Below are 22,220 nucleotides of genomic sequence, written 5' to 3' on the forward strand. Positions count from 1 at the left end.
TCAACTCCAGAACGTAAGGGGTGAAGCATTGCCGCGATAGCCGACAAAGAATGAAAGGCTCAAGCGCGGATCGGACACACCCGGTGTCACCGAGTGCATGCAGCGCGAGTTGAACATGATGAAATCACCAGGCTCGGGACAGACTTCCAGGACGGGAACGCCGAGCAACGCCGGATCGATGCCGTAACTGTCGCCGCGCATTTCGTCGAACTGGTCCGGGGAAATGTCGTGATCCCACATTTGCAGCGCGCCACCCTCAGCGGGCATGTTCAGGTACACATTGCAGGCGAACTGCGCGTCGAGACTTCTGGCCTGATAGCTGTCCGGAGCGTCCTTGGCGAAAATGTCGTGGTGGGCCAGAAAACACACGCCGGGTTTCACCACCCGGGACAGCCCGACATACATCTTGCGGCCGTAGAGGTTTTCCAGATGGGCACCTGCCGGCCAGGACTCGTCGAGCATGCAACGCAAAGTGTCGACCGGTGACGAGTAGGGCGCGCAGCGATTGCGCAATTCCGCAATGTTGCGCGTGGCGCGTTCGAAGTAATCCTCGATCAGCAGTGGCTGGTTTTCCGCTTCGTAAAACGCCATGCCGATACGACCGATGCTCGGCGCGTTGATATAGCCTTCGAAGCCGGGCGCGAGAATCTTGTCGCCGATCTGAATCGCCAGCGGCGGGGCCAGGAAGTTTTTGACCCGGATGGCGAGGACTTCTTCATTGGCCAGTTTTTTTATGCACGTCTCATCGAGACGCTCGACGTCAAGCATCATGGTTCAGGTCCATCTAACGAATAGTCAACGAAACCCGCGAACGCAGGTTCCCCGGCGCCAGGCGATGCCGGGCTCGGCATCGCCCACTTGCTCAATCCACGCTGTAGTGGACTGACAGCGTTCCTTTCTTTTGTGAAACAGAAGCGATCGTGACGGTGCCCAAATCCTTCAGGTTTCGTACATGGGTGCCGCCACAGCCGTAGGCCGGCAGTTCACCGAAACCGATTTCCCGGGCGCCTTCACGCAGCGATGTCAGACGCGGCAGGTCATGGGCGATCCATTGTTCAATGCCGAATTCAACAGTTTGGGCATCAACCTCCTGCGCGGAGTCAGTCGGTTTGAACTGCACACGTCCTTCGCCCGGCCAGTGATGCGCCTTGATCGGCATCCAGCCCATGGCCTGTACGAAATGGCCGATCAGATGGCCGGCGGAATGCATCCGCGTATTGAACTGGCGACGTTGCTCATCGACGCGAATCGGGGTCATGCCGAGATTTACCGGGCGGTCGACGAAATGGATGATCCGGTCCGGATCCTGCACCACCCGCAGCACCTGGCTTTCGCCGATCCAGCCAGTGTCAAAAGGCTGTCCGCCGCCTTGGGGGTGGAACAATGTTGCGCGCAACTCCACGGCGAATTCGTTCTCGTGAGGCGTGCATTCCAGTACTTCCACATTGGCCTTGAGGTCATCACTATGGAAAAAGAGGCGAAGCGTCATATTCCATGCCCTCATTAAAGATTCTATTTTTTATTATATGAAGCGTGGAATTGCGTGATAATCCGTTCAAACATCAAAGGACTGTTGCGCCGTGAGCATAAATCTTCCACTGCCGTTACTCGGTGAAATGGCGATTTTCGTCAAGGTTGTCGAGACCGGAAGTTTCTCCGAGGCGGCGCGTCAGTTGGGCTCTTCACCGTCGGCGGTCAGTCGCAGCATTTCACGTCTGGAGAAGGCGCTCGCCACGCGATTGCTGCAACGCACCACGCGCAAGCTGCGGCTGAGCGACGGTGGCGAAGAGGTATTCAAGCGCTGCCAGGAGATGGTCAGCGCGGCCAAATCGGTGATGGAAATCAGTGGCCAGTTCACCCATGAAGCGGAAGGACTGGTGCGAGTCAGCGTACCCAAAGCGGTAGGGCGATTCGTGATTCATCCGCATATGCCGGAATTTCTTCGGCGTTACCCCAAAGTGGATGTGGAACTGTTGCTCGAAGACCGTCAGGTGGATTTGATCGATGACAACGTTGATCTGGCAATTCGTATTACCGACCGTCCACCGGCCGGACTGGTGGGACGGCAATTGCTGACCATCGACCATTTGCTCTGCGCAACGCCGCAGTACCTGGCGGAGCACGGCACGCCGATTCATCCCCACGACTTGCTCAACCACAGCTGTATCTATCTGGGCGAAACGCCGAGTGATGCGCGCTGGAAATTCAAGAAGGGCACCAAGGCTGTCACCGTCGGTGTGCGCGGGCGTTATGCCGCCAATCACACCGGCGTGCGTTTGGGCGCAGTGTTGCAGCACATCGGGATTGGCAGTTTGCCGTACTTCACGGCGCGTTATGCGCTGCAGCAAGGCTTGATTGTGCAGGTGTTGCCGGACTGGACGTTTCTGGCGTCGTACCACGGCGGCGCGTGGTTACTGCATTCGCCGACCCGTTACATGCCGCCCAAGCTGCGGGTGTTGATCGATTATCTGGTGGAGTGTCTGGAGAAGGAACCGACGTTGAGCAAGCCGGGGAGGTCCGGTGCGTCGGCCAAGGTTGCGGCGGAATATGAGTTGCCCGAGAGTGACGGGTTGCTTTAAAGCAAGATCAAAAGATCGCAGCCTGCGGCAGCTCCTACAGGGTGAACGCAATTCCCAATGTAGGAGCTGCCGCAGGCTGCTATCTTTTGATCTTTGTGATTATAAAAAAGGCCCGCATGTTCAACCATGCGGGCCTTCAGCATTTCTGATCAGAAATCAGTGCTTGCTGTCATCGTTCGACATTGCCAGCAGCTGCTTTTCCTGATTCCAGTCGAACGGTTCGTCGTTCTGTTCAGCTTCGAAGCGACGTTCTTCCAGCGCCTGATACAAATCGATTTCATCATCGGGCATGTAATGCAGGCAGTCCCCGGCGAAGTACCACAGCAGGTCGCGCGGGACCAGGTGGGCAATTTGCGGATAACGAGTGATCACCTGGCACAGAATGTCCTGGCCCAGGTATTGGCTTTCGATCGGGTCGACCGGCAGTAAGGCACGCAGTTCGTCGAAGCGCTCCAGGAACAAGGCATGGCTTTCTTCGGGAACCTGTTCGGCCTCACCCACGGCGACCAGGATGCTGCGCAAGTGGTCAAGCAAGACGAGATGATCGGCAACGACGTTGGACACGAGATAAGTCCTCAAGAGCAAAACGGGCGCGGGAGTATAAAGCTCCCGCGGACCTTTTTACATGGCTGACGGGATCAGCGGACTTTTCCTGCCGCCAGCGCCAGCTCCTCTTTGTCGAAATCATCGACATCGATCACCTTGCGCCGCGCCACTTCGGCATCACGCAGCTTTTGCGCTTCCACCGGCTGCAACACGCCAGCCTCTAGCGCTGCATCGATGGCGTTTTCCCCTGCAACCGGTTTGACCTGACCGCTTTTGAGCGCCACATGCAGTTTTTTCTGCGCCGCCTGCGCCGCGTCCAACACGTCGCACGCGTGTTGCAGGGCACCCACGGCGTCATCCGCCGATTGCGGACGGAAGCAGCCACCGAGCAATTCTTCGAGGGTTGGATCGCCTTTGGCCCGGCCAATGACTGCGGCCACTTCGGCCCCGAGTTTGTCCGACGGCCCTTTGTGATGGCGACCGAACGGGAACACGATGACCCGCAACAGGCAACCCAGCACCTTGTTCGGGAAGTTGGTCAGCAATTCATCCAGCGCTCGTTCCGACTGACCAAGACTTTCTTCCATGGCCCAGGTGAACAGTGGCGCCATATGCCCCGGTGAATCAAGGTCGTGATAACGCTTGAGCGCGGCGGAAGCCAAATACAGGTTGCTGAGCACATCCCCCAGACGCGCCGACAGGCGTTCGCGCCGTTTGAGCTCACCGCCGAGCAACATCATGCTCAAGTCGGCGAGCAGGGCGAACGCAGCCGCCTGACGGTTGAGCGCACGGAAGTAACCCTGACTGAGCTTGTCTCCCGGTGCTGGTTCGAAGTGACCGAAACCAAGGTTCAGCACTAACGTGCTGGCAGCGTTGCTCACGGCAAAACCGATGTGTTTGAGCAGCAGGTCATCGAACTCGATGAGGGCCTGATCTTTGTCTTCACGTCCGGCGAGGGCCATTTCTTTCAGGACGAATGGATGGCAGCGAATCGCGCCTTGGCCGAAGATCATCAGGTTGCGCGATAGGATGTTCGCGCCTTCCACGGTGATGAAGATCGGCGCGCCATTCCAGCTGCGACCGAGGTAATTTTTCGGTCCCATGATGATTGCCTTGCCGCCATGAACATCCATAGCGTGGCTGATGCATTCGCGGCCGCGCTCGGTGAGGTGATACTTGAGAATCGCCGACAGCACCGATGGTTTTTCGCCCAGGTCTACCGCGTTGGCGGTAAGCATCCGCGCCGCGTCCATCATCCAGGCATTGCCGCCGATGCGGGCCATGGCTTCCTGAATGCCCTCGAACGCCGACAACGGCACGTTGAACTGCTCACGAATCTGCGCGTACTGACCGGTCACCAAACTGGTGAACTTCGCCGCGCCGGTGCCGACGGCAGGCAACGAAATCGAGCGCCCGACCGACAGGCAGTTCATCAGCATCATCCAGCCTTTGCCGAGCATGTCCTGGCCGCCGATGAGGAACTCCAGCGGAACAAATACATCCTTGCCGGAATTCGGTCCGTTCATGAAGGCAGCGCCCAATGGCAAATGACGACGGCCTATTTCCACCCCGGCGGTATCAGTGGGGATCAGCGCGAGGCTGATGCCTAAATCGACTTCGTCGCCCAACAAGTGATCCGGGTCATATGCCTTGAACGCCAGGCCGAGGAGGGTGGCAACCGGGCCGAGTGTGATGTAACGCTTTTCCCAGTTCAGGCGCAGGCCGAGGGTTTCCTTGCCTTTCCATTCGCCTCTACAGATCACCCCGGTGTCGGGCATCGCGCCGGCGTCGGAGCCCGCCAGTGGACCGGTCAATGCAAAGCACGGAATGTCATCACCTCGGGCCAGTCGTGGCAGGTAATGGCTGCGTTGTTCGTCGGTGCCGTAATGCAGCAACAGCTCGGCAGGCCCGAGGGAATTGGGGACCATCACGGTGGACGCGAGGTCGCCGCTGCGGGTTGCCAGTTTCATTGCCACCTGGGAGTGGGCGTAGGCAGAAAAACCTTTGCCGCCGTACTCCTTGGGAATGATCAGGGCGAAAAATCCGTTTTCCTTGATGTGGGCCCAGGCTTCGGCAGGCAGGTCCATGTCTTGCCCGATCTGCCAGTCGCTGACCATCGCGCAGAGCTCATCCGTGGGACCATCGATGAAGGCCTGTTCTTCTTCAGTTAACTGAGCTTTTGGGTAGGACAACAGCGTGTCCCAGTCCGGACGACCACTGAACAGTTCGCCGTCCCACCACACCGTGCCGGCGTCGATGGCATCGCGCTCGGTTTCCGACATCGGCGGCAGGGTTTTCTGGAACCAGTTGAACAGCGGCGCGCTGAAGTATTTACGGCGCAGGTCGGGCAGCAATAATGGCGCCGCAACCGCCGCGATCAGTACCCAGAGCACCAGCAGCAGCCAGCCTGGCGCGCGGCTGAAGGCGCCCATCGCCACCACGTAAACGGCAACGATGCACAGGGCGGGCAGCGGGGCGATGCGGCGGTGGGCTAAATACGCAATCCCGACAACCAGAACCAGTATCCACAACAGCAGCATATTTAATCCTCCGTGAAACAAGGGCAAAAACAACCTTCAGAGCTTAGACGTCATCCGCAAAACAGGGTGGTCAGAGCGATGGGATTGAAATCGTGGGAAACCTTCGATGAGTTTTGTAGGACCGGTCGGCACCGGGCCAGATTGTTCGTTGGGCGGGCGGCAAAGCGTCCATGTTTGGCCGAAACGTCGTTATCTCTGTGCTGAACCTGTCGCTAGACTCGTGGCTTCCTCAGGAGATTGTCCTCATGCACGAGTATCTGTGTCCCGGCCGCTTCACCGATAGTGACCACCCGTCGGTGGTGGAGTTCGCTGAAAAACATCGCGGCAACAGTCGCGACCCGCTCGAGCAGGCGATCAACCTCTATTACGCGGTGCGCGAGGCCGTGCGTTACAACCCTTACACGTTCAGCCGCGATCCAGACACCTTGTGTGGCAGTTATGCGCTGGCGGCCGGGGAAAGTTATTGCGTACCCAAAGCCACGTTGCTCGCCGCTGCCGCCCGGCATTGCGGGATTCCCGCGCGTATCGGCCTGGCGGATGTGCGTAATCATTTGTCGACTCCGCGCCTGCTGGAATTGCTCAAGAGTGACGTGTTCGCCATGCATGGTTATACAGAGCTTTACCTGAACGGCCGCTGGGTCAAAGCCACGCCGGCATTCAACCAGCAACTCTGCGAATTGTTCAATGTTGCGCCGCTGGAATTCGACGGGATCAACGACAGCGTTTTCCATCCGTTCAATCGTGACGGCGAGCAACTGATGGAGTACCTGATCGATCACGGCCAGTTCACCGACGTGCCGCAAGTGTTCTTTTTCGAGCACCTGGAGAAGTGCTATCCGCATCTGTTCGGCGAGCAACTGCCACCGCTGTTGGGTGACATGCAGAGCGATTTGAGTCGCGCCTGATCCGGCGTATGCTGCCTGCGCATTCATCCAAAAAGAGGCCGTCATGCTGAAGATCTGGGGTCGGAAAAATTCGTCGAATGTAAGAAAACCTTTGTGGGCTGCCGAGGAACTGGGCCTGGCCTATGAAGCCATCGATGCGGGCGGCGCCTTTGGTGTCATCGACACGCCGGAGTACCGCGTGATGAACCCCAACGGCCGTGTGCCGGTCATCGAGGACGACGGCTTCGTGCTGTGGGAATCAAACGCCATCGTGCGTTACCTGATGGCCCTTCACGCTGGCGACACCGCCTGGTATCCCTCGAACCTGAAGGCCCGCGCCACAGCCGATAAATGGATGGACTGGACCACTTCGAGTTTTGCCGGCCCGTTCCGCACGGTGTTCTGGGGCGTGTTGCGCACGCCGGAAGACAAGCAGGACTGGCCATCAATCAACGCCGCAATCAAAGAGTGCGATAGCCTGCTGGCGATGGCCGATCAGGCGCTGGCGGCCAAACCGTATTTGTCCGGCGATGAGATCGGCATGGGCGACATTCCCCTCGGCAGCTTTATTTATGCCTGGTTCGAGATGCCGATCGAGCGTGCGCCCCAGCCCCATCTGGAAGCCTGGTATGCGCGACTGAAGCAGCGTCCGGCGTATAAAAAAGCCGTCATGACAGCGTTGACTTAATACTCACTATCGACACGCTTCACTGTACTTGTGTGGCGGTGACAAGCACCATTGCGCTCGTGCGCCGCGGTTGCATTGTCTGCCGTCCGCCCTTATTGATCCCTTTCTTCCCTTCTTGGTGCGTAAATCCGATATGAGTTCCGCTCTGTCCATCCGGCAGCTAACCAAAACCTACGGCAACGGTTTCCAGGCCCTGAGTGGTATCGATCTGGACGTCGCCGAAGGTGACTTTTTCGCCTTGCTCGGCCCCAACGGCGCCGGCAAATCCACGACCATCGGCATTCTCTCGACCCTGGTGAACAAGACCAGCGGCACGGTGAATATCTTCGGTCACGACCTGGACAAGAATCCTGCGCAGCTCAAGCGTTCCATCGGCGTGGTGCCGCAGGAGTTCAACTTCAACCAGTTCGAAAAAACCTTCGACATCGTCGTGACCCAGGCCGGTTACTACGGCATCCCGCCGAAAATCGCCAAGGAACGCGCCGAGCAATACCTGACCCAACTCGGTTTGTGGGACAAGCGCGATGTGCCGTCGCGTTCGCTGTCCGGCGGCATGAAGCGTCGCCTGATGATTGCCCGCGCGCTGGTTCATGAACCGCGCCTGTTGATCCTCGACGAGCCGACGGCGGGGGTGGATATCGAGCTGCGTCGTTCGATGTGGACGTTCCTGACAGAGCTGAACCAGAAAGGCATCACCATCATCCTTACCACGCACTATCTGGAAGAGGCTGAGCAGTTGTGCCGCAACATCGGCATCATCGACCACGGTACGATCGTCGAGAACACCAGCATGAAACAGCTGCTTGGCCAGCTGCATGTGGAAACCTTTCTGCTCGATATCAAAAACACATTGAGCGTCGCGCCGCAGTTGCTCGGTTACCCAACCAGGCTGCTCGACAGTCATACCATTGAAGTCCAGGTCGACAAGGCCATGGGCATCACCGCGCTGTTCACTCAACTGGCGCAGCAGAACATCGAAGTGCTGAGCCTGCGTAACAAGACCAATCGCCTCGAGGAGTTGTTCGTGTCCCTGGTGGAAAAAAATCTGTCGAAGGTGGCGGTATGAGTTCGGAGCTGCAACCCAACCTCGTCGCTCTCAATACCATCGTTTACCGTGAGGTCAAGCGCTTCACCCGGATCTGGCCGCAGACGCTGCTGCCGCCCGCGATCACCATGGTTTTGTATTTCGTGATATTCGGCAACCTGATTGGTCGGCAGATCGGTGACATGGGTGGCTTCACCTACATGGAATACATCGTGCCGGGCCTGATCATGATGTCGGTGATCACCAACTCCTACGGCAACGTGGTGTCGAGTTTTTTCGGCAGCAAGTTCCAGCGCTCTATTGAAGAATTGATGGTGTCGCCCGTGTCGCCGCACACGATTCTGATCGGCTATACCCTGGGCGGCGTGCTGCGGGGGTTGATGGTCGGGCTTATCGTGACGCTACTGTCGCTGTTCTTCACTCAATTGCAGGTGCATCACCTGGGCGTGACCATTCTGGTGGTGGTGCTGACGGCGACGATCTTCTCGCTGCTGGGCTTTATCAACGCGGTGTTTGCGCGCAACTTTGATGATATTTCGATCATTCCGACGTTTGTGCTGACGCCGCTGACTTATCTCGGTGGGGTGTTTTACTCGATCTCGTTGTTGCCGCCGTTTTGGCAGACCGTGTCATTGGCGAACCCTGTTTTGCATATGGTCAATGCGTTTCGGTACGGGATTTTGGGTGTTTCGGATATCAGGATCAGTGTGGCGATTACGTTTATGCTGGTGGCGACGATTGTGTTGTATATCGGGTGTGCGCGGTTGTTGGTGAGTGGGCGGGGGATGCGTACTTAAGCGTACATATCCGTTGCTGCGGTAACGACTGCTATTGGTTTCGCCCTTACGGCGAGTCACTTGGAAAAGCGCCAAGTAACCAAGCGCTTTTGCCCCTTTCGTTCGGTGCCTCGCTAAGGCTCGGCATGCCCTCGCTCCGGTCCTGCTCCGTGGGCCCACCGCGATCGGCCATCCCTGGCCGTGCGCGGCTAACCCGGCATCCATGCCGGGTTGCCCACTGCGCAGAACCTCCACTCGGCCTCTCGAGGGTGCGAGTACCGCCACCGCAGCCGAGGCGGCCTGAAAGCCGACCTGGCTCTTCAGCTGTTCGCGTTATCCTTCTGCGCTGCGGTCAACTCATTGCGGACACGTACACATTTCCCCTGTAGGAGCTGGCTTGCCGGCGATGGTGTCCGTTCACGCGATGAATAGGTGGCAGACCCACCGCTATCGCCGGCAAGCCAGCTCCTACAGTTGATTGATGTCATGGCCAATTAACGCGTCCACAGGAAGATGCCGTTGCCGTTGCCGTTGCCGTTGCCGTTGCTTTTGCTTTTGCTTTTGATCTTGATCTTGATCTACCTGCCCCTTTCCCAGAGGCCGAACGCAGGCGTTGCGTAGGGGGCACCGCGGCAAGGATGCCGCGGTAGCCGCCCCCGGCCATTGATGGCCGATGGCGGCGGGCCCCCGGAGCAATGCCGGAGTGAGGGCATGCCGAGCCTAGGCGAGGCACCGAATGGAGGGGCAAAGCCTTTTGCTTACTTTTCGGCGTTTGGAAAAGTGAGTCGCTGTAAAAGCGAAACCGTAAGCGGCCGTTACCGCAGAAACGGATATGTACCCCGATTCAAGCACCACAAAAAAGGCCTCTCAATGCGGAGGCCTTTCAACATTCACAACATCCGCTTTTTCTTCCGCCGAGCCCACTGCCGACTCACCCACCACCGCCAATACATCATCACCAAACAATAGGCGAGCGCACCCAATACCAGCCCCACCACAACCGAACCCAGCAAAAACGGCTGCCACAACGTAGACAGTTCACCGCTGATCCACTCCCAGGTCAGCTCGTCCGGCAGGTGCCGGGCAGGCACATCCATCAGCCACGCCCCAGTTTGATAGGTACAAAAAAACACGGCGGGCATGGTGATCGGATTGGTCAACCAAACCAGGCTCACGGCAATCGGCATATTGCCGCGCACGACGATGGCGAGGATGGCCGCCACCAGCATCTGCAACGGAATCGGCAGAAACGCCGCGAACAAACCCACCGCCATGGCCCGTGCGACCGAGTGACGGTTGAGGTGCCAGAGGTTCGGGTCATGCAGCAGCGTGCCGAGAAAGCGTAAGGATTTGTGTTCCCTGATGCTGGTCGGGTCTGGCATGTAACGTTTGAATAAGCGCCGGGGCATAAGGCTTCTCGGTCGGTTAAGGCGGCAAGTATGTCTGGATTCTATGAGCCGCCCATTCAGACTTTGTGACAATTAATAACGATGCACGTGCCGTGAGCCGGCTATGCCTAGTGAGGGGACTCTCAAGGACGGGCTTATGCGCACAGGGATGATGGCGCTGGCGTTGGGTCTGCTGGCCCTGCGTTTTTTGCCGGGACTACCGCCGGTCTGGTTTTGGCTGGTGTTGCCCGTAACGGGTTTGATGGTGCTGCCGTTCCGGACGTATCCAATGGCGTTCTTCCTCTTCGGCTTCAGTTGGGCCGGCGCGAATGCGCAATGGGCGCTGGATGATCGCCTGCCGGTAAATCTCGATGGCGAAACCCGTTGGGTCGAAGGTCGGGTGACGGGATTGCCCCAGAACAGTGACGGAGTTGTGCGTTTTGAGCTGGCAGACGCCCGGTCGCGACAGGTAGAGGTGCCGTCACGGATGCGCCTGGCCTGGTATGACGGACCTCCGGTCAACAGTGGCGAACGCTGGCGGCTGGCAGTGAAATTGAAGCGTCCTGCCGGGCTGCTCAATCTCCATGCCTTCGATTACGACGCCTGGCTGCTGGCGCAACACATTGGTGCAACCGGAACTGTCAAGGATGGCCAGCTTGTTGCGCAAGCCAGGTGGGCGTGGCGCGACAGTATCCGCCAACGCTTGCAAGCCGTGGACGCTCAGGGGCGAACCGGTGCACTGACGGCGCTGGTGCTGGGAGATGGCGCCGGGCTCAGTCGCGAGGACTGGCAGGTGTTGCAAGACACCGGCACCGTGCATTTGCTGGTGATATCCGGGCAGCACATCGGTTTGCTGGCAGGTGTGGTGTATCTGCTGATTGCCTGGCTGGCTCGCTACGGTGTGTGGCCGAATCGCTTGCCATGGCTGCCATGGGCGTGCGGACTGGCATTCGCCGCCGCCCTCGGCTACGGACTGCTGGCGGGATTTGAAGTGCCGGTGCGGCGAGCCTGCGTGATGATTGGCCTGGTACTGTTGTGGCGGCTGCGATTTCGTCACCTCGGCGCCTGGTGGCCGCTATTGCTGGCGCTCAACGCGGTGTTGTTGCTGGATCCGCTGGCGAGTCTGCAACCGGGTTTCTGGTTGTCCTTCGCAGCGGTGGCGGTGTTGATCTTCACCTTCGGCGGTCGCTTGGGCTCCTGGCGATGGTGGCAAACCTGGACCCGTGCTCAATGGCTGATCGCAATCGGCCTGGGCCCGTTGCTGCTGGTGCTGGGATTGCCGATCAGTCTCAGCGGGCCGGTCGCTAATCTGCTGGCGGTGCCCTGGATCAGTCTGCTGGTATTGCCACCGGCCTTGCTGGGAACCCTGTTGTTGCCGCTGCCCTATGTGGGCGAGGGATTGCTGTGGCTGGCGGGTGGGCTGATCGACTGGCTGTTCAAGGGGCTTGGATTGATGGCCGGTCAACTACCCGCGTGGGTGCCCGTGGCCATTCCATTATGGATATGGGCACTGGGCACCCTTGGCGCGTTTCTGCTGTTAATGCCGCGTGGCGTACCGCTGCGCCCGTTGGGTTGGCCGCTGTTGCTATTACTGGTTTTTCCACCCCGGCCATTGCTGCCGGAAGGCACCGCCGAAGTCTGGCAACTGGATGTCGGTCAAGGGTTGGCAATCCTGGTGCGAACCCGCCATCACACGCTGTTGTATGACACCGGCCCGCGCTTTGGCGACTTCGATCTCGGCGAACGAGTCGTGCTGCCCACCTTGCGCAAACTGGGTGTGAGCGGACTCGACCTGATGTTGATCAGCCACGCCGACGCCGATCACGCCGGCGGTGCGCGAGCGATTGCCAATGGTCTGCCGGTGACGCGGGTGCTCAGCGGCGACCCCGTGGCCCTGCCGGTCGAACTGCATGCCGAGGCCTGCGAAAGTGGTCAGCAATGGACTTGGGATGATGTCAGATTTCAGCTCTGGCAATGGCCTTCCGCCTCGGACAGCAATCAGAAATCCTGTGTCCTGCAGATCGAAGCCAATGGCGAACGACTTTTGCTGACCGGTGATATCGACACGGCAACCGAACGAGTGCTGCTCGACAGTCCGCTGGCCGTGCCCACCGAGTGGCTGCAGGCACCGCATCATGGCAGCCGCAGTTCCTCGTCGATGGCGCTGCTCGCCACGTTGCAGCCCAAAGCCGTGCTGATCTCGCGCGGCAACGGCAATTCTTTCGGTCATCCACATCCCACTGTCGTCGCCCGCTATACAAAACGAGGGATGGCGATCCATGACAGCGCGGAGCAGGGCGCCATTCGTCTGCACCTCGGACGCTTCAAGCCACCCTGGACGATGCGTCAGGAACGGCGTTTCTGGCGTGCCGCGCCATAATCGTGCGTAAAGACAGGCCGACCGGATGCGACATCACGGTCTTCGGTGCGCCGACCCCCTATGTTAGAGTGGCGCACTTTTTCGAGGGGACTGTCACTGTGTGGGAATTGGTCATATCCGGCGGCTGGATGATGCTGCCGATCATTCTGAGTTCCATTGCGGCCATGGCGATTGTCGCCGAACGCCTGTGGACCCTGCGTGCCAGCCGCGTGACGCCGGAGCACCTGCTCGGTCAGGTCTGGGTGTGGATCAAGGACAAACAACTCAATAAAGACAAACTCAAGGAGTTGCGGGCAAACTCGCCGTTAGGCGAGATTCTCGCGGCGGGCCTGGCCAACTCCAGGCATGGTCGCGAGATCATGAAAGAGTGCATTGAAGAAGCCGCCGCTCGGGTGATTCACGAGCTCGAACGCTACATCAACGCCCTCGGCACCATCGCCGCCATGGCCCCGTTGCTGGGTTTGTTGGGTACGGTTCTGGGCATGATCGATATTTTCAGCGCGTTCATGGGGTCGGGCATGACCACCAACGCCGCCGTACTGGCCGGCGGTATCTCCAAAGCGCTGATCACCACGGCAGCGGGCCTGATGGTCGGTATTCCCGCAGTCTTCTTCCACCGTTTCCTGCAACGCCGGATCGATGAGCTGGTGGTGGGCATGGAGCAGGAAGCGATCAAGCTGGTCGAGGTGGTGCAGGGTGACCGAGACGTGGACCTGTCCGAGGGCAAAAAAGCGTGAAATTTCGCCGCAAGCAACGGGAGAATGTGGACATCAACCTCGCGTCGCTGATCGACGTGGTGTTTATCCTGCTGCTGTTTTTCGTCGTGACCACCACCTTCACCCGTGAAACCCAGTTGCGCGTCGATCTGCCCGAAGCGGTCAGTGGTTCGCCTGCCGAAGACCAGCAGGTTAAACACCTGGACGTTGCCATCAGTGCCGAAGGCGTGTTCTCGGTGAACAATCAGGTCTTGCAGAAGAACGACCTGACCACGCTCATGGAAGCGCTGCAGAAAGAATCCAGTGGTGACACCAACCTGCCGTTGTCCATCAGCGCTGACGGCAAGGCTCAGCATCAGTCGGTCATCATCGCCATGGACGCTGCCGGCAAACTCGGCTTCAGTCACCTGCGCATGACCACAGTCGAGGCGGCGCCGCCCGCGCCCTGATGGCCATGTCCGATCGCTTGCTCGCCGCGTGGTACGAAAGTCATCCGGCCCTGAAGCTGTTGCAGCCACTGGAGTGGCTGTATCGGCGCGTGGTCATGAACAAGCGCAAACGCTTTCTGGCGGGTGAGGGTGAGATTTATCAGCCGCCGGTGCCGCTGATCGTGGTCGGCAACATCACTGTGGGCGGTACTGGCAAGACACCGCTGATTCTGTGGATAATCCAGCATTGTCAGCGCAGCGGTTTGCGGGTGGGCGTGGTCAGCCGCGGCTATGGTGCCAAACCGCCGCAACTGCCGTGGCGCGTGGAGGCCGAGCAAAGCGCCGAGGTGGCGGGCGATGAACCGCTGTTGATCGTCCAGCGTACCGGCGTTCCGTTGATGATTGACCCTGACCGCAGCCGCGCCGTCAAAGCGCTGCTCGCCAGCGAGCCGCTGGACCTGATCCTTTCCGATGACGGCATGCAGCATTACCGGTTGGCGCGGGACCTTGAACTGGTGTTGATCGACGCCGCCCGTGGCTTGGGCAATAAACGTTGCCTGCCTGCCGGACCGCTGCGCGAGCCGGTCGAACGCCTGCAAAGCGTTGATGCCGTGCTGTACAACGGCGCCGCCGATGACCGGCCGGACGGTTTTGCCTTTCAACTGCAACCCACCGAACTGGTCAATCTGCACAGCGGTGAACGACGCCCCCTCGATCACTTGCCCGCAGGCCAGGCGCTGCATGCCGTGGCCGGGATCGGCAATCCGCAGCGTTTCTTCACAACCCTCGAAACGCTACACTGGCAGCCAGTCCCGCATGCCTTTGCCGACCACGCCGAGTACAGCGTGCAGGCCTTGAATTTCACACCGTCATTGCCGTTGGTGATGACCGAAAAGGACGCGGTGAAGTGCCGTGCTTTCGCCGCCGCCGATTGGTGGTACCTGGCGGTCGATGCTGCGCCATCACCGGCCTTCGTGGCCTGGTTCGATACGCAGCTGATGCGCCTGTTGCCGGCTCGTCTTTTGCCTTAAACCGTTTTTATCCAGGGAATGCTCATGGACACCAAATTGCTCGACATCCTCGCTTGCCCGGTCTGCAAAGGCCCGCTCAAGCTCAGCGCCGACAAAACCGAGCTGATCAGCAAGGGCGCCGGCCTGGCGTACCCGATTCGCGACGGCATCCCGGTGATGCTCGAAACCGAAGCGCGCACTCTGACCACTGACGAGCGTCTGGATAAATGACCACAGCCTTCACCGTTGTCATTCCGTCGCGTTACGCCTCCACCCGCTTGCCGGGCAAACCCCTGCTGCTGATTGCCGGCAAGCCGATGATCCAGCACGTCTGGGAACAGGCGAGCAAAAGCAGTGCCGAACGGGTGGTGGTTGCCACCGACGATGCGCGCATTGTCGAGGCTTGCAACGCGTTTGGCGCTGAAGTGGTGCTGACCCGCGAAGATCACAATTCCGGCACGGACCGTTTGGCCGAAGTCGCCGCAAAACTCGGTCTGGCGCCTGACGCCATCGTGGTCAATGTTCAGGGTGACGAACCGCTGATCCCGCCGAGCGTGATCGATCAGGTGGCTGCCAACCTGGCCGCCCACACCGAAGCGCGCATGGCCACACTGGCCGAGCCGATCGAAGATGTTGAAACCCTGTTCAACCCCAACGTGGTCAAGGTCGTCAGCGACCTTAATGGCCTGGCGCTGACGTTCAGTCGCGCGACATTGCCCTGGGCCCGGGACGCGTTCGCGAAAAGTCGCGATGCGCTGCCGGAAGGCGTGCCGTATCGCCGGCACATCGGCATCTATGCCTACCGCGCCGGTTTCCTGCATGACTTCGTCAGCTGGGGCCCGTGCTGGCTGGAAAACACCGAATCCCTGGAGCAACTGCGTGCCCTGTGGCACGGCGTGCGCATTCACGTCGCCGACGCGCTGATCGCACCGCCCACCGGCGTCGACACCGTCGAAGACCTCGAGCGCGTTCGTCGCCTGCTGGAGGCTTGATGCGCGTTCTGTTCGTTTGCCTGGGCAACATCTGCCGTTCTCCGACGGCCGAAGGCGTGTTGCGGTACAAATTGCGCGAAGCGGGGCTGGCCGATCAGATCGACGTGGCCTCTGCGGGCACCGGTGACTGGCACGTCGGCAATGCGCCGGACAAACGCAGCCAGGCCGCAGCCAGATTGCGCGGTTACGACCTGTCCGCTCAACGCGGCCGGCAAGTGAGCCGCGCCGATTTCGCCAGCTATGACCTAATCCTGGCGATGGACAACAGCAACCTGCGCAATCTCAAGGCACTGCAACCGGCCAAAGGCAAGGCTGAGCTGGATCTGTTCCTGCGACGCTACCAGTTGGAAGTCGACGAGGTTCCTGACCCGTATCACGACGGCGAACAAGGCTTTGAGCTTGTGCTCGACTTGATCGAACGCGCCACGGATCTGTTGGTGGTCGAACTGAAGGGCCGGTTATGACACTGCAGGTTGAACCCCGGGTTTCACTCAAGCCTTACAACAGCTTTGGTGTGGACGTTCAGGCCCGCTTGTTTGCCGAGGCTCACAGCGATGCCGATGTGCATGAAGCGTTGGCTTATGCAACGAAGCATGATGTGCCACTGTTGGTGATCGGCGGTGGCAGCAATCTGTTGCTGACCGCTGATGTCCAGTCGCTGGTACTGCGCATGGCCACGCGCGGGATTCGCATCCTTAGCGATGATGGCAACAAGGTCGTCATCGAAGCCGAGGCGGGCGAGCCCTGGCATCCGTTCGTGCAACACACGCTGGCGCAGGGGCTGTCGGGGCTGGAAAATCTCAGCCTGATCCCCGGCACCGTCGGCGCGGCACCGATGCAGAACATCGGCGCCTATGGTGTGGAGATCAAGGACGTATTCGCCGGCCTGACCGCTCTGGATCGCCAGACCGGCAAATTGCGGGACTTCACGCTGGCCGAGTGCAACTTCGCTTACCGCGACAGTCTGTTCAAACAGGAACCGGGCCGATGGTTGATCCTGCGCGTTCGTTTCGCATTGAACCGCGCCGCCCAGCTGCATCTGGAGTACGGCCCGGTGCGTCAGCGCCTGACCGAGCAGGGCATCGATCATCCGACCGCCACCGACGTCAGCCAGGCGATTTGCAGCATCCGCAACGAAAAGCTTCCGGACCCGGCGGTGCTTGGCAACGCCGGCAGTTTCTTCAAAAATCCTCTGGTCTCGGCTGCGCTAGTCGCTCAGCTCAAAGGCGAATACCCGGACCTGGTGGCTTACGCGCAACCCGACGGGCAGATGAAACTGGCCGCGGGTTGGCTGATCGAGCGGGCAGGGTGGAAAGGTTTCCGCGAAGCAGACGCGGGTGTGCATAAATTGCAGGCGCTGGTGCTGGTCAACTACGGGGCAGCGACTGGCCTGCAGTTGCTGAACCTCGCGCAGCGCATCCAAAAAGACATTTCAGAACGTTTCCACGTCGATCTGGAAATGGAGCCCAATCGGTATTGAGGCTACGCTTTCAAGGCTGATCGCAAAGCCCTGCACACTTTCAATGTGCAGGGCTTTTTTGTTAATGCTGGGTTAACTTAGCCACCTAACGATGCAAGCATTTGCTCCACCAAAGGCCCGATGCAGACGTCGCCGTCCGCATAAGAGAGCTTGATTAGCTGAGTCGATCTGCGTGATGCCAACCGCCAGCACCGGCGGCAGATTGCTCGACCCCATAACCTCCCTACCTATGCGGGCGTGCCCATGATTACCCTGAAGCTCAATGGTCAAGACCATCAACTTGATGTCACCGAGGACATGCCGCTGCTCTGGGCCATCCGCGACGTGGCCGGTTACAACGGTACAAAATTCGGCTGCGGCATGGGCCTGTGCGGCGCCTGCACGATCCATATCGAAGGCTCGCCAGCGCGCAGCTGTATCACGCCGATTGGCTCGGTGGCCGGCCAGAACGTCACCACCATCGACAACCTGCACGCCGACCCGGTCGGCAAGGTCGTCCAGCAAGCCTGGCTCGACACCGCCGTCGCCCAGTGCGGTTACTGCCAGGGCGGGCAGATCATGTCCGCCACTGCACTGCTCAAGACCAACCCGAACCCGAGCGACGAACAGATCGAAGAGGCAATGGTCGGCAATATTTGCCGTTGTGGCACTTATAACCGCATCAAGACTGCCATTCGCCAGGCATCCACGCACCTGAAGGAGGCCAAGGCATGAGCCAGTTACCCAATGATTTCGCCCTGAGCAACCTCAGTCGCCGTGGCTTCCTCAAAGGCGTCGGTGCCAGCAGTGCGCTGGTCATCGCCGCGAGTTGGGGTTGGCAGGACGCTTTCGCTGCCGAGAAAGAAAAGAAATTCGGCGCCGACGGCATGCCCAACGGCTGGATCGATGATCCGAAGGTGTATGTCAGCATCGCCGCAGACGGCACGGTGACGGTTGTCTGCAATCGCTCCGAAATGGGCCAGGGCGTGCGCACCAGCCTGACCATGGTGGTGGCCGATGAACTTGACGCCGACTGGGCGATGGTCAAGGTTCAGCAGGCGCCGGGCGACGAAGCGCGCTTCGGCAACCAGGACACCGACGGTTCGCGCAGCATGCGCCACTGGTTCGAGCCGATGCGCCGCTGCGGTGCTGCTGCGCGGACCATGCTGGAACAGGCTGCCGCCGAGCATTGGAAAGTCCCGGTCAGCGAATGCCATGCGCAACTGCACAAAGTCCTCCATAAACCGACCGGCCGTGAGCTGGGTTACGGCGCGCTGGCCGCGGCTGCCGGTGCGTTGGCGGTGCCGGCGCGCGACAGTGTGCGACTCAAGGAGCCCTCTGAGTTCCGCTACATCGGCAAGGAAGGCACCAAAGCCATCGACGGTGCAGACATCGTCAACGGTCGCGCAATTTACGGCGCCGACGTGCATGTCGACGGCATGCTCTACGCCACCATCGCACGTCCGGCGGTGTATGGCGGCAAGGTCAAATCCGTGGATGACAGCGCCGCGCTGAAAGTCCCGGGGGTGATCAAAGTCATTCAGATCGAAGGCCGTCCGCTGCCATCGGAATTCCAGCCGTTGGGCGGCGTGGCCGTCGTGGCCAGCAATACCTGGGCGGCGCTCAAGGGGCGTGATGCACTGAAAATCGAGTGGGACGATGGTCCTCATGCCAGTTATGACTCGATCGCCTACCGGAAGGAAATTGAAGCCGCGTCGCTCAAACCCGGCAAAGTGGTGCGCAATACCGGCAACATTGACGAGGCCATGGGCAGCGCCGCCAGCACCCTCGAAGCCTCTTACTATCTGCCGCACCTGACGCAAGCGCCGATGGAGCCGATGGTCGCCATCGCCCGTTTCCAGGACGGCGTGTGCGAAGCCTGGGCCCCGAGCCAGGCGCCGCAAGTCACTCGAAAACGGATCGGCGAACGCCTCGGCATTCCATTCGAAAAAGTTACCATCAACGTCACCCTGCTCGGCGGCGGGTTCGGTCGCAAGTCCAAACCGGACTTCATCATCGAAGCCGCCATCCTCGCCAAGGAATTCCCCGGCAAGGCTGTGCGCGTGCAATGGACCCGTGAAGACGACATCCATTCTTCCTATTTTCATACCGTATCGGCCGAATACCTGAAAGCCAGCTTGAATAAGGACGGCCTGCCGTCCGGCTGGCTGCACCGCACTGTAGCGCCGAGTATCACCGCGCTGTTTGCGCCGGGCATGACCCACGAGGCGGCCTTCGAGTTGGGCATGGGTTTTACCAACATGGCTTACGCGATTCCCAACGTGCGTCTGGAAAACCCGGAAGCGGCGATCCATACGCGGGTTGGCTGGTATCGCTCGGTGTCGAACATCCCCCACGGCTTTGCGATTCAGAGCTTTGTCGATGAATTGGCGCACAAGGCCGGTGAAGATCCGCTCAAGTATCAGATCAAATTGCTCGGCCCGGATCGTCAGATCGATCCGCGCACCTTGAGTGAAGAGTGGAACTACGGTGAGTCGCCCGAGCGTTATCCGATCGATACCGGGCGGATGCGCACCGTCCTGGAAACCGCCGCGAAAGCCGCCGGTTGGGGGCGTGAGTTGCCCAAGGGTCGGGGTTTGGGGCTGGCGGTGCATTACAGCTTCGTTACCTATGTGGCGGCGGTGATCGAAGTCGAAGTCAAAGACGACGGCACATTGATCGTGCACAAAGCGGACATCGCTGTGGATTGCGGCCCGCAGATCAACCCGGAGCGGATTCGCTCGCAGTTCGAGGGCGCTTGTGTGATGGGCCTGGGTAACGCGGTGCTGGGGGAAATCAGCTACAAGGATGGCAAGGTCCAGCAGGACAACTTCCACATGTACGAAGTGGCGCGCATGTCGCTGGCGCCGAAAGAAGTCGCCGTGCATCTGGTGACACCACCGGGCAACGTGCCGCTGGGCGGTGTCGGTGAACCGGGCGTGCCGCCGATAGCGCCAGCGCTGTGCAATGCGATCTTTGCCGCCACCGGCAAGCGTATCCGCGATCTGCCGGTTCGCTATCAGTTGCAGGGTTGGCAGAAGGCCGAGGCCTGATGGACAGCGTCGATCTGAACGTCCTGCGCAGCGTGCTGCAATGGCGCCGCGCCGGTCAGCGGGTGGTGTTGTACAGCGTGGTCCAGACCTGGGGCACCGCGCCCCGGGCACCTGGCGCCATGCTGGCCTTGCGCGAAGATGGCGTAGTGATCGGTTCGGTCTCCGGCGGTTGTGTCGAGGATGACTTGATTGCCCGATTGCACGATGGCCGCATCCCGGCTGACGGACCGCCGGTGCAACTGATCACCTACGGCGTCACCCGCGAGGAGGCCGCACGTTTTGGTTTGCCGTGCGGCGGTACCTTGCGCCTGACCGAGGAGCGCGTCGGTGACCCCGCGTGGGTCGCTGAATTGTTGGGGCGTTGCGAGGCGCATGAAATCGTCGCTCGCTCGCTGGATGTAGCGACCGGTGAAGTGACGTTGCAGCCGGCGGACAAGAGCGACGCTCTGAGCTTTGACGGTGACACGTTGCGTGCGATTTACGGTCCGCGCTGGCGATTGTTGCTGATTGGTGCGGGGCAACTGTCCCGGTATGTTGCCGAGATGGCGCGGCTGCTGGATTTCGAAGTGCTGATCTGCGACCCCCGCACCGAATTCGTCTATGGCTGGGAAGAACAGCACGGACGCTTTGTCTCAGGCATGCCCGACGAAGCGGTGCTGAACATTCAAACCGACGAACGCACGGCCATCATCGCGCTGACCCACGATCCGCGCCTGGATGACATGGCGCTGCTCACGGCCCTCGACTCCCGGGCCTTTTATGTCGGTGCGCTGGGCTCACGGGTCAACAGCCTGAAGCGCCGGGATAACCTGGCTCAGCTAGGCTTGTCAGCAGCAGCCATCGAACGCTTGCACGGTCCGATCGGTCTGCACATCGGCAGCCACTCCCCGGCGGAAATAGCCTTGTCGCTGCTGGCCGAAATTGTCGCGATCAAGAACGGCGTCGAGTTGAAGCAGAAAAAGCCGTTGCAGGAGGAGGCATGAGTGAGCCAATCGGCGTCATCGTGTTGGCGGCAGGGCAGGGCAACCGGTTTCGGCAGGTCGCAGGTGCCGATAAGGATAAGTTGCTGGCGGACTGTACGGGACTCGATGGCGCCGTTCGTTCGGTGATCGAGCAAGTGCTGGTGAGTTTGCCCAGCACACTGGCGAAGCGCGTGCTGGTGACGACGGGAGATCGCCCGCAAGTAGCGCGTATGGCTCAGGCGTATGGTTTCGAGATTGTGCTGATCGAATCGACTGGCATGGGTGGCAGCATAGCGGCTGGGGTGGCGGCGTGCCCGCAGCTCGGTGGCTGGTTGATTGCGTTGGGAGATATGCCTTTTATTCTGCCGTCGACTGTCGAGCGGGTGTTGGCGGGCGTGGCTGATGACGTTATCAGCGTGCCGGTGCATGAGGGCGAGTTCGGGCATCCGGTGGGCTTCGGTCGCATCTTTGGGCCTGGGCTGATGGCGTTGTCCGGTGATCGCGGGGCCAAGCCATTGTTTGCGTCGGCGAGGGTGGTCGAGGTGACGGTGGATGATCCCGGGGTGTTATGGGATGTGGACGTGCCCGAGAAATTAATATTTGAGTAGCCATGACACCGAGCCCCTGTGGGAGCGAGCTTGCTCGCGATGGCGGTCTGACATTCGATATTGATGCAAGCTGATCCACCGCTATCGCGAGCAAGCTCGCTCCCACAGGTGCTTGGTGTAATTTCACAGATATAAAAAAAGCCCCGCCTGGATTACCAGGCGGGGC

22 protein-coding genes are annotated in these 22,220 nt (G+C 60.0%); 17 read left to right on the plus strand and 5 right to left on the minus strand.

What is annotated here, in order from left to right; genetic code table 11:
* Both ACYZT9_RS08225 and ACYZT9_RS08230 read right to left on the minus strand, forming a co-directional pair.
* Positions 1–771, minus strand: coding sequence for a 2OG-Fe(II) oxygenase (locus ACYZT9_RS08225; protein WP_462009342.1), 771 nt, complete (start codon positions 769–771; stop codon positions 1–3).
* Between the two features lie 91 nt (positions 772–862).
* Positions 863–1,489, minus strand: a complete 627-nt coding sequence (locus ACYZT9_RS08230; protein ID WP_462009343.1) for an alanyl-tRNA editing protein — start codon at positions 1,487–1,489, stop codon at positions 863–865.
* 91 nt (positions 1,490–1,580) lie between these two features.
* Here ACYZT9_RS08230 and ACYZT9_RS08235 point away from each other — a divergent pair, with 91 nt between their 5' ends.
* The gene (locus ACYZT9_RS08235; protein WP_462009344.1) at positions 1,581–2,579 is read left to right on the plus strand and encodes a LysR family transcriptional regulator; all 999 of its coding nucleotides are present in this window, start codon (positions 1,581–1,583) and stop codon (positions 2,577–2,579) included.
* 156 nt (positions 2,580–2,735) lie between these two features.
* Here ACYZT9_RS08235 and ACYZT9_RS08240 read toward each other — a convergent pair whose 3' ends face one another.
* Together ACYZT9_RS08240 and ACYZT9_RS08245 are read right to left on the minus strand one after the other, a co-directional pair.
* On the minus strand, positions 2,736–3,143 hold the full coding sequence (locus ACYZT9_RS08240; protein ID WP_027924016.1) for a PA2817 family protein: 408 nt from the start codon (positions 3,141–3,143) through the stop codon (positions 2,736–2,738).
* A gap of 74 nt (positions 3,144–3,217) precedes the next feature.
* The gene (locus ACYZT9_RS08245; protein WP_462009345.1) at positions 3,218–5,665 is read right to left on the minus strand and encodes an acyl-CoA dehydrogenase; all 2,448 of its coding nucleotides are present in this window, start codon (positions 5,663–5,665) and stop codon (positions 3,218–3,220) included.
* Between the two features lie 245 nt (positions 5,666–5,910).
* On the opposite strand from ACYZT9_RS08245, the gene ACYZT9_RS08250 reads away from it, so the two are divergent.
* The 4 genes from ACYZT9_RS08250 (at position 5,911) to ACYZT9_RS08265 (ending at position 9,079) form a co-directional block, all read left to right on the plus strand.
* Positions 5,911–6,570, plus strand: coding sequence for a transglutaminase-like domain-containing protein (locus ACYZT9_RS08250; RefSeq protein ID WP_462009346.1), 660 nt, complete (start codon positions 5,911–5,913; stop codon positions 6,568–6,570).
* 43 nt (positions 6,571–6,613) lie between these two features.
* Positions 6,614–7,237, plus strand: a complete 624-nt coding sequence (locus ACYZT9_RS08255; RefSeq protein WP_462009347.1) for a glutathione S-transferase family protein — start codon at positions 6,614–6,616, stop codon at positions 7,235–7,237.
* A 133-nt stretch (positions 7,238–7,370) separates the two neighbouring features.
* Positions 7,371–8,303: an ABC transporter ATP-binding protein gene (locus tag ACYZT9_RS08260; protein WP_462009348.1), complete on the plus strand. Its 933-nt coding sequence runs from the start codon at positions 7,371–7,373 to the stop codon at positions 8,301–8,303.
* Entirely contained in the window at positions 8,300–9,079 is a 780-nt protein-coding gene (locus tag ACYZT9_RS08265; protein WP_462009349.1) for an ABC transporter permease, read from the plus strand. Before ACYZT9_RS08260 ends, ACYZT9_RS08265 begins: the two co-directional genes overlap by 4 nt.
* Before the next feature lie 869 nt (positions 9,080–9,948).
* Here ACYZT9_RS08265 and ACYZT9_RS08270 read toward each other — a convergent pair.
* Entirely contained in the window at positions 9,949–10,467 is a 519-nt protein-coding gene (locus ACYZT9_RS08270; protein WP_214377862.1) for a DUF2062 domain-containing protein, read from the minus strand.
* Positions 10,468–10,603: 136 nt separating this feature from the next.
* On the opposite strand from ACYZT9_RS08270, the gene ACYZT9_RS08275 reads away from it, so the two are divergent.
* From ACYZT9_RS08275 to ACYZT9_RS08330, 12 genes are all read left to right on the plus strand, one after another.
* Positions 10,604–12,826, plus strand: coding sequence for a DNA internalization-related competence protein ComEC/Rec2 (locus ACYZT9_RS08275; RefSeq protein ID WP_462009350.1), 2,223 nt, complete (start codon positions 10,604–10,606; stop codon positions 12,824–12,826).
* Between the two features lie 98 nt (positions 12,827–12,924).
* Positions 12,925–13,563 (plus strand): MotA/TolQ/ExbB proton channel family protein, encoded by a 639-nt coding sequence (locus ACYZT9_RS08280; protein WP_462009351.1) that lies wholly within the window; start codon positions 12,925–12,927, stop codon positions 13,561–13,563.
* Positions 13,560–13,991 (plus strand): ExbD/TolR family protein, encoded by a 432-nt coding sequence (locus tag ACYZT9_RS08285; RefSeq protein ID WP_462009352.1) that lies wholly within the window; start codon positions 13,560–13,562, stop codon positions 13,989–13,991. The genes ACYZT9_RS08280 and ACYZT9_RS08285 overlap by 4 nt, the downstream gene beginning before the upstream one ends.
* The gene (gene lpxK / locus ACYZT9_RS08290; RefSeq protein ID WP_462009353.1) at positions 13,991–15,001 is read left to right on the plus strand and encodes a tetraacyldisaccharide 4'-kinase; all 1,011 of its coding nucleotides are present in this window, start codon (positions 13,991–13,993) and stop codon (positions 14,999–15,001) included. Before ACYZT9_RS08285 ends, lpxK begins: the two co-directional genes overlap by 1 nt.
* A 24-nt stretch (positions 15,002–15,025) precedes the next feature.
* Positions 15,026–15,211 (plus strand): Trm112 family protein, encoded by a 186-nt coding sequence (locus ACYZT9_RS08295; protein ID WP_007945752.1) that lies wholly within the window; start codon positions 15,026–15,028, stop codon positions 15,209–15,211.
* On the plus strand, positions 15,208–15,972 hold the full coding sequence (gene kdsB, locus ACYZT9_RS08300; protein ID WP_461953746.1) for a 3-deoxy-manno-octulosonate cytidylyltransferase: 765 nt from the start codon (positions 15,208–15,210) through the stop codon (positions 15,970–15,972). The genes ACYZT9_RS08295 and kdsB overlap by 4 nt, the downstream gene beginning before the upstream one ends.
* Positions 15,972–16,436 carry a low molecular weight protein-tyrosine-phosphatase gene (locus ACYZT9_RS08305; protein WP_462009354.1) on the plus strand — a complete coding sequence of 155 codons (465 nt, stop codon included), beginning with the start codon at positions 15,972–15,974 and terminating at the stop codon, positions 16,434–16,436. Before kdsB ends, ACYZT9_RS08305 begins: the two co-directional genes overlap by 1 nt.
* Positions 16,433–17,452 (plus strand): UDP-N-acetylmuramate dehydrogenase, encoded by a 1,020-nt coding sequence (murB, locus tag ACYZT9_RS08310; RefSeq protein ID WP_462009355.1) that lies wholly within the window; start codon positions 16,433–16,435, stop codon positions 17,450–17,452. Before ACYZT9_RS08305 ends, murB begins: the two co-directional genes overlap by 4 nt.
* Positions 17,453–17,695: 243 nt before the next feature.
* Positions 17,696–18,166, plus strand: a complete 471-nt coding sequence (locus tag ACYZT9_RS08315) for a (2Fe-2S)-binding protein (RefSeq protein ID WP_462009356.1) — start codon at positions 17,696–17,698, stop codon at positions 18,164–18,166.
* Positions 18,163–20,484 carry a xanthine dehydrogenase family protein molybdopterin-binding subunit gene (locus ACYZT9_RS08320; RefSeq protein WP_462009357.1) on the plus strand — a complete coding sequence of 774 codons (2,322 nt, stop codon included), beginning with the start codon at positions 18,163–18,165 and terminating at the stop codon, positions 20,482–20,484. Before ACYZT9_RS08315 ends, ACYZT9_RS08320 begins: the two co-directional genes overlap by 4 nt.
* Complete coding sequence (locus ACYZT9_RS08325) at positions 20,484–21,467, plus strand: XdhC family protein (RefSeq protein ID WP_462009358.1); 984 nt, start codon at positions 20,484–20,486, stop codon at positions 21,465–21,467. The genes ACYZT9_RS08320 and ACYZT9_RS08325 overlap by 1 nt, the downstream gene beginning before the upstream one ends.
* Positions 21,464–22,054, plus strand: coding sequence for a nucleotidyltransferase family protein (locus ACYZT9_RS08330; RefSeq protein ID WP_462009359.1), 591 nt, complete (start codon positions 21,464–21,466; stop codon positions 22,052–22,054). Before ACYZT9_RS08325 ends, ACYZT9_RS08330 begins: the two co-directional genes overlap by 4 nt.
* Positions 22,055–22,220: the final 166 nt, after the last annotated feature.

The sequence above is a fragment of the Pseudomonas sp. ZT5P21 genome (assembly GCF_054897785.1).